The organism is Peribacillus alkalitolerans, assembly GCF_010882125.1.
In the GTDB taxonomy this organism is placed as follows: domain Bacteria; phylum Bacillota; class Bacilli; order Bacillales; family DSM-1321; genus Bacillus_BN; species Bacillus_BN alkalitolerans.
In genome coordinates, this window is record NZ_JAAGVZ010000001.1 from 503,082 (window position 1) to 514,861 (window position 11,780).

General features: G+C 38.9%; 13 protein-coding genes. 4 read left to right on the plus strand and 9 right to left on the minus strand.

Features of this window, described 5'->3' with window-relative positions; all coding sequences use genetic code 11:
- The first annotated feature begins 38 nt into the window (after positions 1-38).
- From fosB to G3O09_RS02450, 4 genes are all read left to right on the plus strand, one after another.
- Entirely contained in the window at positions 39-467 is a 429-nt protein-coding gene (gene fosB, locus G3O09_RS02435) for a metallothiol transferase FosB (RefSeq protein WP_240338302.1), read from the plus strand.
- Positions 468-644: 177 nt separating this feature from the next.
- A complete protein-coding gene (locus G3O09_RS02440; RefSeq protein WP_163099648.1) occupies positions 645-1,376 on the plus strand; it encodes an ABC transporter ATP-binding protein in 732 nt (243 codons plus the stop codon).
- On the plus strand, positions 1,366-2,388 hold the full coding sequence (locus G3O09_RS02445; protein WP_163099650.1) for an ABC transporter permease: 1,023 nt from the start codon (positions 1,366-1,368) through the stop codon (positions 2,386-2,388). Before G3O09_RS02440 ends, G3O09_RS02445 begins: the two co-directional genes overlap by 11 nt.
- Before the next feature lie 153 nt (positions 2,389-2,541).
- Complete coding sequence (locus G3O09_RS02450; protein ID WP_163099653.1) at positions 2,542-3,201, plus strand: TetR/AcrR family transcriptional regulator; 660 nt, start codon at positions 2,542-2,544, stop codon at positions 3,199-3,201.
- 53 nt (positions 3,202-3,254) lie between these two features.
- Here G3O09_RS02450 and G3O09_RS02455 read toward each other — a convergent pair whose 3' ends face one another.
- The 9 genes from G3O09_RS02455 to G3O09_RS02495 all read right to left on the minus strand — a co-directional run bounded on the left by G3O09_RS02455 (position 3,255) and on the right by G3O09_RS02495 (position 11,532).
- Complete coding sequence (locus G3O09_RS02455) at positions 3,255-4,343, minus strand: PQQ-dependent sugar dehydrogenase (protein ID WP_163099656.1); 1,089 nt, start codon at positions 4,341-4,343, stop codon at positions 3,255-3,257.
- A gap of 27 nt (positions 4,344-4,370) precedes the next feature.
- A complete protein-coding gene (locus G3O09_RS02460) occupies positions 4,371-5,231 on the minus strand; it encodes a Cof-type HAD-IIB family hydrolase (protein ID WP_163099659.1) in 861 nt (286 codons plus the stop codon).
- Positions 5,232-5,266: 35 nt separating this feature from the next.
- Complete coding sequence (locus G3O09_RS02465; protein ID WP_240338303.1) at positions 5,267-5,956, minus strand: DNA alkylation repair protein; 690 nt, start codon at positions 5,954-5,956, stop codon at positions 5,267-5,269.
- Between the two features lie 30 nt (positions 5,957-5,986).
- On the minus strand, positions 5,987-6,349 hold the full coding sequence (locus G3O09_RS02470; protein ID WP_163099661.1) for a Rossmann-fold NAD(P)-binding domain-containing protein: 363 nt from the start codon (positions 6,347-6,349) through the stop codon (positions 5,987-5,989).
- A gap of 230 nt (positions 6,350-6,579) precedes the next feature.
- Positions 6,580-7,476, minus strand: a complete 897-nt coding sequence (locus G3O09_RS02475) for an aldo/keto reductase (protein ID WP_163099664.1) — start codon at positions 7,474-7,476, stop codon at positions 6,580-6,582.
- 171 nt (positions 7,477-7,647) lie between these two features.
- On the minus strand, positions 7,648-8,583 hold the full coding sequence (locus G3O09_RS02480; RefSeq protein ID WP_163099666.1) for an ATP-grasp domain-containing protein: 936 nt from the start codon (positions 8,581-8,583) through the stop codon (positions 7,648-7,650).
- A gap of 150 nt (positions 8,584-8,733) precedes the next feature.
- Entirely contained in the window at positions 8,734-9,825 is a 1,092-nt protein-coding gene (locus tag G3O09_RS02485) for a PRK06851 family protein (protein WP_240338304.1), read from the minus strand.
- Between the two features lie 158 nt (positions 9,826-9,983).
- Entirely contained in the window at positions 9,984-10,913 is a 930-nt protein-coding gene (locus tag G3O09_RS02490; RefSeq protein WP_163099668.1) for an NmrA family NAD(P)-binding protein, read from the minus strand.
- Between the two features lie 49 nt (positions 10,914-10,962).
- The gene (locus tag G3O09_RS02495; protein WP_163099670.1) at positions 10,963-11,532 is read right to left on the minus strand and encodes a TetR/AcrR family transcriptional regulator; all 570 of its coding nucleotides are present in this window, start codon (positions 11,530-11,532) and stop codon (positions 10,963-10,965) included.
- Positions 11,533-11,780: the final 248 nt, after the last annotated feature.

Genomic DNA, 11,780 nt, shown 5'->3' on the forward strand with positions numbered 1-11,780 from the left:
TATTTTTTTGAATATTTTTATTATTAATGGAGGATGCCATGGATTTTCAAATAAAAGGAATTAACCACTTGCTTTTTTCCGTCTCAAACTTAGATCAATCTATAGGTTTTTATAAGAATGCTCTAGGTGCCAGACTTCTAGTCAAAGGTAGAACCACTGCATATTTTGATTTGAATGGAATTTGGTTGGCATTAAATGAAGAAAAAGAGATTCCTAGAAAAGAGATACATGATTCATATACCCACCTCGCATTTACGATTTACCCTGAGGATTTGGATAAGGCTCACAACTATTTAATAAAGTTGGGAGTAAATATTTTAGATGGCCGGATTCGGGACAAAAGGGATAAACAATCCATTTACTTTACCGACCCTGATGGACACAAATTTGAATTTCACACCGGTACCCTTCAAGATCGACTTGACTACTACCGTGATGAAAAAACTCACATGACATTCTTTGAGTAATTGAAAAGGTTTTTCCGAAACATTCAGCGGAAAAACCTTTTTTCTCTACGGTTATACTCCTTTTCAAGCTTTGTCGAAATTTGTGAGTGATTACTCACTTTACAAAAATAATCAGATGCCGCATACTAAAATTAGAAAGTGAGTGATTACTCACTTCTTTGTAAAGGAGTGATAAATATGAGTTCGTCTTTTATTAATATGAGCAATGTCTCCAAGTCATATGGGAAGCATGCCATCCTTTCTAACATCACACTGGGTGTGGAACGGGGTGAAATATTTGGATTGTTAGGTCCATCTGGAGCAGGAAAAACAACATTAGTGAAAATGCTTGTGAATCTAGAAAAAGCTACCTCAGGAGAGATTTTCATTGGTCCTGAAAAGCTTCCTTCCCAACGATTGATCCATCAAATTGGTTATATGGCACAATCGGATGCCTTATATCCAGAGTTAACCGCCTATGAAAATATGGATTTCTTTTCATCTCTATTTGGATTGAAAGGGAAAGAAAAAAAGCGTCGAATTGAAGAAGTGTTAGAAATTGTTAACCTTCAAGAACATCAAAAAAAGAGCGTTTCAGCCTTTTCAGGTGGCATGAAGCGAAGATTGTCCCTTGCCGCTTCCCTTATTCACAAACCTGCTCTATTAATCTTGGATGAACCTACAGTAGGAATTGACCCTGTATTACGTCAATCCATCTGGCAGCAATTCCATAACTTAAAAGAAGAAGGAACGACCATCATTGTCACGACGCACGTCATGGATGAAGCGGAAAAATGTGACCGTCTAGGCTTGTTGCGTGATGGAAACCTTATTGCACTTGGCTCTCCAAATGAATTAAAGCAACAAGCGAATGCATCTAGTATTGAAGAAGCTTTCCTAAGATTCGGAGGTGCCGTCCATGCGAATTAGTGCGTTAATCATTCGTATTCTAAGGCAATTCAAACATGATAAAAGAACGATTGGTCTAATGATATTTGCCCCAATCCTTGTTTTGTCATTACTTTCGCTTGTATTTAACGGTGATGACTATGAACCTAAAATCGGATTCGTAAACGTGCCAGATCAAGTTTTGGATAAAATAGATTTATCCGATGCCGATACCGAAACCATCTCGAAAAATCAGGCAGAAAAATTATTAGGTGAACAGAAGCTGGATGCTTATTTAGTTTTTGACAATCAAAAATTCACGCTACATTTAGAAGGAAGCGATCCAATAGTCAATGGATCAGTCCAAAAGTGGTTGTCTACTGCCTTCAAGGGGCTACAGCCTCAACCAGCTACTACAATAGAAACGAAGTTTTTACATGGCTCTTCTGATATTGCCCAATTTGATTATTTGGGACCAGTTTTGCTCGGCTTTTTCGTTTTCTTTTTTGTATTCTTGATTGCCGGGGTTTCTTTTTTACGAGAGAGAACGGGTGGAACTTTGGAACGGTTAATGACTAGCCCTTTGAAGCTATGGGAAGTTGTTGTAGGTTATGTTGCTGGCTTCGGAATATTCACCATCATTCAATCTGCGATTATTGCTTCTTACACGATTTATGTTTTGGATATGCTGATGGAAGGTTCCTTTTTCTTTGTCATGTTAATAATCTTATTGCTTGCGTTTACAGCATTGACATTAGGAATCCTGCTATCTGCTTTCGCACAAACAGAACTGCAAATGATACAATTCATCCCAATTGTCATTGTTCCACAAGTGTTTTTCTCGGGTTTGTTTAATTTAGATACGATTTCAAGTTGGGTCAGTTGGATTGGGCCACTTACTCCCCTTTATTATGGAGCGGATGCATTACGTGACGTCATGGTTAGAGGGTATGGATTTGAAGAAATCTCACAGAATCTTTATATCTTACTTGGATTTTGCTTAGCATTCATGATACTAAACGTGTTAGCTTTACGAAAATATCGTAAAATATAAGTAGTACTTGAATAAATATAGATTTTTGAAAGTAGAACAGTGTCTAGCTTCGACGCACAGGACGTGCTAGTGCCGACAAAACATGAGGACGTGGCGTTTTTGTAGGCCAGCGCCCAGCGGGTCGCTTTCGCTTTTCGAAAAAGGGAGTTATGCATGACTAATCAGGAGTCTTTGGAACAGTTATTGTTGAATGACCAAGGAGAAAACTTAACGGATAAGCAACGAAAAATCCTAGAAGCTGCCATTGAAATGTTTGCAGAAAAAGGGTATGCCGCCACTTCGACGAATGAAATAGCCAAAAAAGCTGGAGTTGCAGAAGGAACGATTTTTAGACATTACAAAACGAAAAAAGATTTGTTAATCTCCATTGTGGCACCATCTATGGCTAAGCTTTTGGCCCCGTTCATTATTCAAGATATATTCAAGGTTCTTGATGAAAAATATGAATCTCCTGAGGATTTTTTAAGGGCTATGTTAAAAAACCGCCGAGAATTTTTAAAGAAAAATATAGCAGTCTTTAAAATTTTCTTTCAAGAAATTCCATTCCATCCAGAATTGAAAGAACCTTTCATGGAGCATGTGGCGAAGAAAATTTACTCAAGGGTAGAAGCACTGATTGACCATTACAAAGAAAAAGGGGAAATAGTGGATCTACCTTCCCCTAACATTATTCGATTTGTTCTTTCTGTCATTGGAGGCTATCTCATTTCTCACTTTATCTTTTTCCCTGAATTTCAGTCTGACGAAGAACGGGATGATGATGCTACCATCTACTTCTTGATGAATGGGTTACGTCCAAAAACGGATCAATAACAACACACCCCCTGGCTTGTAATTTGGATAAAAGCCAGGGGGTGTTTGTTTTATCATTCTATCTTGGTTAGGTCCATTTTATATAATTTGTCGTCATCTTTAGCAGGAACGCCTCGTCCATCGGTATTGTTTGTTACGAAGTAAAGCGTGTCACCCTCAACGTATACATCTCTCACACGCCCTACTCCCTTGTATAAATCCTTCATTTCGCCGCTTTTTAGGTTATAGATTTTCACAGCTTCTCCTCGTAAAGTGGCAACAATTACATGACCTTTGTAGTAGGCTATTCCAGAAGGTGCCCACGTGTTATTCCCTGCATGGATAAGGGGATTGACCTTCCCTGGCTTCGTTTCGTCTCCAATAATCTGAGGCCATCCGTAATTTTGCCCTGGCTCAATCTTATTCAACTCATCGTGGCCCGAGGGACCGTGCTCACTCTCATACAAATCACCTGTTTCACTCCATGCAAGCCCCTGTGGGTTGCGATGGCCATAACTAAACACATAAGAACCTTCGAATGGATTATCCCTTGGAACGCTCCCATCCAAGTTCATTCTTAAAATCTTTCCACCTAATGAATGTAAATTCTGTGCGTTCTCATCCTCGTGAGCATCCCCGGTCGTCACATATAGCAACCCATCCGTGCCAATTTTCAATCTACCGCCATGATGAAATTGGCCACTCGGTATCCGATCCAGTAATATTTCCCCCTCATGCCACTGTTGGCCCGACCGAGTCAATTCAACAACTCGATTCCATGCCCTTCCGTCCTCGTCATAGGTATAGTAACCAAATGCTCTACCTGTATTAGAGAAATCCGAAGACAATACTAGCCCTAAAAATCCTGCTTCAGGGTTTGCGGATAGCTTCTTTTGAAAACTCACCTGTTCTTTATGTACTGTACCACTTTGAATAACCGCTATTGTCCCTGTTCTTTCACTGATGTAAAAAGTCTCTCCATCCTTTTGGATGCTCCAGGGTATTTGTAAGCTTTTCGCAATTACTTCAGCTTCATTAGATATTGGAAGTGTCGCCTCTGAACTCTGGCTCTCGCTGTTTTCACGGGCTTTTTCTGAACAACCAGATAATGAAAAAACACCTGCCAGTACCATTGCTCCAATTAATCGAATGGATTTTTTCATGGCTTCATTCTCCTTTCGTGGAGGAGCCTAATCTTCGATGACTTTCAAAATTGCTTTAGCAACTCCATTTTCATCATTTGTATCCGTGACTTTATGGCAGAGCTTTTGAATTTCAGATGGTGCGTTTCCCATGGCTACTGCTAATCCTACTTTTTCAAACATGGAGACATCATTAAAATTGTCACCAAGCGCCATCGTTTCACTCAATGTGATTCCTTTCTCTTGTACAAATCTTTCAAGTGCGATTCCTTTTTGAGCATCCATGCTGTTGATTTCAAGGTTTTCTCGTCCAGAGGAACTGACAGCCAGTCCTTCTATCCTCTTTAGTCTTCCTCCCGCTTCGCCTAGGCGCTCCAAGTCAGCAGAGAAAACGAGTAGTTTGTAAAATTCGAGATTGGAATCCTCAAATAAATGAGAGTAATGATCCACTTCCTTCACATGTCCGATTTCAAATCGATTTCTGGCCCTTTCCGTTACCTCCAATGGATCCAGCTGCGGATTTGCTGTGCAGAAGATATCAACAAGCGTTGCTATTGAGCGATCCTTGTCATTTGAGTAGACCCCATCACTCGTATAAATCTCATAATAGATATCTTGATTTTCAAGTACGTGAATCGCCAGCTTCACACAATCCTTGTCCAGGGGATTTGAAACGACTTTTTTGCCTTGCTTGTCCATCACGACTGCCCCGTTGATTGAAATGATTGGACATTCTAGCTCTGCTTCTTTTATGATATGAATGGCTTCTATGTAGGAACGGCCAGTCACTACTACTACTTCAATTCCTTGCTCTTGTGCCTTCAGGATTGCCTCTTTATTTTGAGCGCTAATCTTTTGCTTACTATTCAACAATGTCCCATCCATATCGGTGGCTATACATTTAATCATGTTGTCATACACACCTTCCCAAGTTCACTTATGATTTAAATATATTTACTTCCTTCCCTAACACTCAGCTTCGCCAATTCATGCGTCTCAATAAAGTGTCTAACAGATTCAGGGTTCGTTTTAGAATACTGCCTTAACGCCCATCCGATTGCTTTTTGGATAAAAAATTCCTTACTATCCGAATTACGCTCGATATAGGAATACAATGCCTGTTCATCGGTTTTCGACTTGTAGCCTAGCTGATAGATAATCGAAGTGCGGCGTAACCATAAATGATCATCCGTTGACCAAGATTCTATATATTCCTTCTGTAGTTCCTCATATTTTAAACAGAGCGGACCGACGAGATTTGAAGCAATCGCATCCACTGTGTCCCACCATGATTTTTGGGTAATCATATCACGTAGGAGCAAAATATCGTCACGTTCCATTTTCTTCACAAATTTAACACTATAATCAATCGCCACGATTTGAAGCTCTCTTTCTGGCAGCTCCCACAATTCCCTTACAAAGTCGCGATTAAAGGGTTGTTTCAACATTCCTTCTTCTTTCAAAAATGCATTGGCCAATTCCCTTCTTTGAGGACTTTTAATTCCGAAGAAAGGGAAATGATCCTTCATATACTTACTCATTGATACCGCATTTTCAGAATTGGCATGCCCTCTCAATTTCGCTTGCAAGGCTTTTGCTTCACTCATCATTTTTACTCCTTTATCTGTTTTCATATTACTCACATTTCCTAAAAGCAGTTTTACCTACTCTGCTTTTTCTTTATTCATTCCATACCAGACAAAAATGGAGCCTACTATTACAAGGATTGGCTCTAGCCAATTAGCTTCCGGTCCATTGGTGATTCGATGGAGCTGGAAAATCCAATGAAAAACGACAATATCAAAGCTTAAAAACAACCCTGTTGCTACTGTGAATCCATGAAAAAATGATTTTGAAAAGAAACGATGAAAAATGGCCATGAGAATTAGCAGTATAACAACTCCAAACAATACTGCACCGATACGTTCAACCTGGTTTTCAGGTTTAATTTCTAAAGCAAAGGCATCAATGATATGAAAGAAAAAGTCTGTTACAATGAATGCTACTATTATGCCTAATAATTTCAATCTCTTTTCTCCTTTTGTATTGGTTAACGCTTTATTATTCTATGACCTTCATGAAAAAACCTTTTAGAAAACAAGTCGATTGACGTAGACAGAAGCAAAATACTCATTAATCTTTTCCCTAAAATTAGCCAATACGTCTAAATATTTAATGCCCCTTCATTTATGTACTTTATGGGAAATATAAGAAAGCCAGACTTAGAATCGCTTAGTCTGGCTACTAAAAATATAACTTAATCTACATTTCTACCTCTAGAAGCGATCCAAATTTCATACCATTGTTCACGATTCATTTCCAATTTTAATGAATCCACTGCGCTTTGGACGCGTTCAATTTTTCCAGATCCCACAATCGGCATGATTTTCGCAGGATGCTTCAACAGCCATGCATACATGACTTGATCTATGTCTTTCGCCCCTATATCACTTCCTACTTTTTCTAATGCTTGACGAACTCGTACTGCTGTAGGGTCAGCACTAGAAAAAATGGTACCACCTGCTAATGGGGACCAAGCCATTGGTGGAATTCCGTATTCTATCGCTTGATCGAGGCTGCCATTTTCAAACTGTGTACGGTTCATCACCGACAATTCAATTTGATTTGTAACCAGTGGTTGATTCATGAATTTCTGAAGCATGCTAAACTGAGTTGGAAGGAAGTTTGAGACACCGAAATGACGAACCTTTCCTTCTTGCTTCAACTGAGTGAATGCTTCAGCCATTTCAGCTGGATCCATGAGAAAATCAGGGCGATGTATCAGAAGGACATCGATATAATCCGTGTTCATGTTTTCCAAGCTTTGATTTACACTCGCTATAATGTGCTCTTTGCTGGAATCATAATGATTCAGTTTGTAAGAAGGATTCGATGTTAGCTTTATCCCACATTTAGTTACGATTTCAATCTTGTTGCGGAACTCTGGCTTTAAGCTTAAAGCTTCTCCTAACAGTCCTTCGCAAGTGTACCCACCGTATATATCAGCTGTATCAAATGTGGTAACCCCCATCTCAACGCATTGCTCCATAAAAGACAAGGTCTCCTGAGGGGTGAAACCCCAATCAGACAATCTCCATTGACCATGAACGATGCGTGAGAATTGTAAATCGTCTTGTAACGTGACTCTTTCCATGATGAAATCCTCCCAATTGATGTTTTTATTCCCCTTTTCGGCTTGGCGGAATACATAAATATTTACGAAATACTAGGTATCCGTGAGAATGGTAGTCTTATCCGTAAGATTTAGAATATATCCGTGAAAACAAAGGTTTTATCCGTAAGAAATGACTTATATCCGTGACTCCTACAGTTTCTCTAACTCGCTTTTTAATAGACGGGCAATTTCTAACATCCCATATTGACCGATTTTCTCCTCTGCATCACTGTTATAATTTGTATTAGTGTTTACGTCATACGTATATATAGTTCCTTCGGCATCACGAATAAACTCAATGCCTGCCACATCAATTTTATTTTCTTTTAAGAAGGCTTCGAATTTTGAAATAATCGGATCATTGAACCCTTCAATGATTTCAAATTTAGGCCGAACTTCCGCCACTTCTCCAACAGGACAGAATAAATCGCCTATTTGACAAGCGTCTGCAGGGCAAAGCTGGAATCCTTCTGACGTATCCACCCTAACCGCATATACAAACTTACCTTCTACGAATTCGCATCGAGTGATGAAGGGTTCAGGAGCCTGGATGTATTCCTGGATTAATGTGATACCATCGATGGACTCCTCAAAGCTTGGACCCTCCAAAAATTCATGTAAAGCTTCCATGGAATAAAATAGCTGTACACCCAGACCTTTTCCGGCACGATTATGCTTGGTGATGAACGGTTTTCCCTCAAAAGCTCTTGCAGCTTCAATGATTGATTCCTTACCTACTGCTGCGACAGTCCTAGGTGTCTTGATTCCATTCGCTTCTAAAGCCATGTATTGAGCAACTTTGCTCACTTCAAGAGAGATCGCTCGAGTTCCATTCAGCACTTTACGTCCATGCCTTTCCAACCAAGCTAGTACAGATGCAGTCAATTCAGGCGCAAAACGGTGACCCCTAGTATGTGAAGAAGCACTCATACGATTATAAAAAACTCCTATTGGGGGTTCTTGATCTAAACGAACCGTTCCTTGGTCCAGATGCCATTCTTCATACGGGACCTCCAACTCTTCCAATCTTTTAATTAAATGTCTTGTCCAATCCTTGTTCTCATGTAGGATATATGCTTTTTTCATCTCTACTACCCCTTTCGTTCCACTCGCAATATACTGATTTTACATGATGAACAAATGGTATGCACGAATAATAGTAATTTAGAAATTTTAAGTGGTAATCGATCTTAAAAAGAAAAAGGCTTTCCGAATATTATTCGGAAAGCCTTATATTTAGCTTAACTGTTCGATTTCTTGAAGCAACTCATTATAGATTTCATCCACCACTGTAAAATCCATGGCAGTAAAATAGATTTTCTCAATTTTGTCATGAAGGGATTTTGCTTGATGGAGATATGCAGTCGCTTCCTGCATTTTATTTTTGTAAGCGGATGAAATAGTCTTCAATTCATCGGAATATCTCTCATCAGTTCCCGGTTCAATCGCTCTTTCATAAACATCAACGATAGAATCTCCATCTCGGTTTGGAAAGTATTCATGTGGAGCTGTACTATCAAAAATAGCAAAGCCTAGCTCTCGGACTATAATCATATCTAAACTGTTGTGATCAAATCCACAATGGTACACCTCAACATTAAGGCCCCTGTATTCTGCTTCGGCAGCAAACTTTTTAAGCATCGTTGATTTTCCAGATCCTGGACGCCCTTTTATGAAATACCGTCTTGTAATCTCTTCTGTTAAATTGGGAACATGGTCAACGGCACCATATGGTGTTGCCGCTCCCAAAAATCTATGTTTGACTGTACTCTCTTTATCCATGTGATGAGAACCAAAAAGCTCTTCTTTCAACTCTTCCGTCATATCATTCATTTTATTGAAATCGAGATGGGCGATAAAGATCTTTTCCCAATCATCATGGATGGCCAGCGCTTCACGAAATGCAGCATAGCCTTCTTGATAGAGTTGGGCTATTTGAGAGTTCATTTCAATTATTTCCTCTTTGTTCTCTTTCAAAATAGAGCTGTCCCACGCTTTACCTAAATTCACATATTGTTCAATGGCTCCAGGTGCTATTGGTTCCAGAACATGAGGTACGGTACCATCGACAATTCCTAAACTTAAGCCCCTGATAAGTACTCCATCCAGTGAGTGGGGGTCAGCAGAACAGTGTAAGTATTCCACATCTTGACCTTGTTCTTCAAAAAGATTCCCGATTTTTTTCATCATGGTTGATTTTCCTGTACCTGGTCCACCTATTAATATATATATGTGTTCAAGTCCTGCAAGATTGGAATCAAATAAGCTTTGAAATCCATGAGCCGTATTTCCACTAGCAAAATAATGCAATACCTTTCCCATATACATTACACACTCCCTGTGTTTAGGATGTAAATGCCTCTACGACTTACCATATGCAGGTAAGGAAAAATGGGTGAATGTCTATTGGATGAATGGGATGCCTTGATGAAATAGATTTATGTTGAATGATGTTAGCCTTGGTGAAGGTTATAAAAGAAGGGTTATTATCTTTGTTGTTGAAGAGTTCGGATGGTGTTCAATATTCCTTCTTGATAAGGTGTTCTTGGTAATAATCCAATTTCGTTCTCATACTTGCTGCTATCCAGTAATACGGGTTCCTCAGTCAAATACAGCATTTCTACTACTTCTTTCATACGTTTATTGAAGATGCCTAGCAAACCAATCATTTTTTTCCCTATGATCGAGTATGTCTTACTATATCCAAGTTGTTCTTGGGCTATCTGAAGAATTTCAATTCCACTTATGGTTCCTGTTCCAGCAATGTTCCACGATTGACCGTACGCTTTTTCATGGAGAGACAATTCAACCAATGCTTTTGCTCCATCCGGTGTGTAAATGTATTCCCTTTGGATGATCGGATTCCCGACATACATACTTTTACGATTTTCCGCGACGGATTTAAGAGTCATATGAAGAATCGTATTAGGTGCAAGAGGTCCATAGAAATCAGGAAAATGAGCATGAATGTATGGAATACCTGCTTCCTTAAGTTCCTTTTCCACTTCTAATCGAAGCTTTCCTTTTTTCGTATGTGGTTGCTTGACGGCAGATTCTGTGTGTTGAACTTCTGATTTTCTTCCATATGCATAAATATTATCCACTACTACAAGCTTTGCACTACTTTCCTTTGTAGCTGACCATATGTTTTGATTTAAAACTAGCAGTTTTTCTTCCCATTGTTCATAAGGGATATTAATAGCGTGGAAGATCACGTCCATCCCGTTAGCAGCCGTTCTTAATGCTTCTAAATCGAAAACATCCCCTGTAAATACATTTACTTTGTTTCCAAATAACTCAATAGCTCTGTTCTTATTTCTAATGAAAACAGACACCTCTATTCCCTTTTCCAACAATTCATTTGTGATTGCATATCCCATCCCGCCTGTAGCACCTAATACTAATACTTTTTCCATCCTAATTCCCCCTTATTATTTAACCACTGGTCAATAAAACACAAAATTTTTAATCAAGTAAGCCTTTTACAATAAAATTGGCATGGATTTTAGCTATTTCTTTCACATCTACAAACGACTGTCCGCTTCTGCAATAATGCGTAACAAAGCCATGTAATGCTAAAAAAACTGTCCAGATTTGGCTGATCGTTGCTTTTCCTTCACACAAAGTAAAAATGGAATGAGCAAAACGTTCGTAGCTCGTATTTGGAGCTTCATTTAAATAGCATCGTACCTCTTCATCCTTGATTAGGAACATAATTTCATATTGATTTTGATGTTCTAAACCAAATTCGATAAAACCTAAAAAGATACTTGATAACTTTTCTCTAGGAGGCAATTCTCTTCCTAGGATTTCTATTAAAATATCATCTAACTGGCGAAAATCATGCTCCACCATTTTGTAAAAAATTTCAGCCTTATTTTTAAAATGATAATAAATGGCTCCATGACTACAATTCAGTTCTTTCGCTATTTGTCTCATAGAAACATGTTGATATCCTTGATGTACAAAAAGATTTCGTGCAGCATCCAAAATCATTTCTCTTGTTAGTTCGTTTTCTGCTTTTCTTGGAGCCATATACTAGGTCCTCCCTTTTATTGACCACTGTTCAATAATGAGTATATGTTATTATTTTCCTTTTATCAACCTTTTTATTTAATTTTTTGGCTCTGTTAAACTTGCCTGTTGATTTCCGTTCCAGACGCTTGCTTTCCGGGGGGCGTTCGCCGAGCCTCCTGATATGAACGAAACTGTCAAGGCTCCCACTCCATAACTGGTTTGGTTTTGTTTTTGGGCACTTTTAAGAAGAGAAGCTATTTGGGGCT

Bases quoted from the DNA above. Each gene is read 5' to 3' on its own strand.
- G3O09_RS02480 (WP_163099666.1), bottom strand. From the start codon at position 8,583: ATGAAAAAAGCATATATCCTACATGAGAACAAGGATTGGACAAGACAT.
- G3O09_RS02465 (WP_240338303.1), bottom strand. From the start codon at position 5,956: ATGAAAACAGATAAAGGAGTAAAAATGATGAGTGAAGCAAAAGCCTTG.
- G3O09_RS02475 (WP_163099664.1), bottom strand. From the start codon at position 7,476: ATGGAAAGAGTCACGTTACAAGACGATTTACAATTCTCACGCATCGTT.
- G3O09_RS02485 (WP_240338304.1), bottom strand. From the start codon at position 9,825: ATGTATATGGGAAAGGTATTGCATTATTTTGCTAGTGGAAATACGGCT.
- G3O09_RS02440 (WP_163099648.1), top strand. From the start codon at position 645: ATGAGTTCGTCTTTTATTAATATGAGCAATGTCTCCAAGTCATATGGG.
- G3O09_RS02460 (WP_163099659.1), bottom strand. From the start codon at position 5,231: ATGATTAAATGTATAGCCACCGATATGGATGGGACATTGTTGAATAGT.
- fosB (WP_240338302.1), top strand. From the start codon at position 39: ATGGATTTTCAAATAAAAGGAATTAACCACTTGCTTTTTTCCGTCTCA.
- G3O09_RS02445 (WP_163099650.1), top strand. From the start codon at position 1,366: ATGCGAATTAGTGCGTTAATCATTCGTATTCTAAGGCAATTCAAACAT.
- G3O09_RS02495 (WP_163099670.1), bottom strand. From the start codon at position 11,532: ATGGCTCCAAGAAAAGCAGAAAACGAACTAACAAGAGAAATGATTTTG.
- G3O09_RS02455 (WP_163099656.1), bottom strand. From the start codon at position 4,343: ATGAAAAAATCCATTCGATTAATTGGAGCAATGGTACTGGCAGGTGTT.
- G3O09_RS02450 (WP_163099653.1), top strand. From the start codon at position 2,542: ATGACTAATCAGGAGTCTTTGGAACAGTTATTGTTGAATGACCAAGGA.
- G3O09_RS02490 (WP_163099668.1), bottom strand. From the start codon at position 10,913: ATGGAAAAAGTATTAGTATTAGGTGCTACAGGCGGGATGGGATATGCA.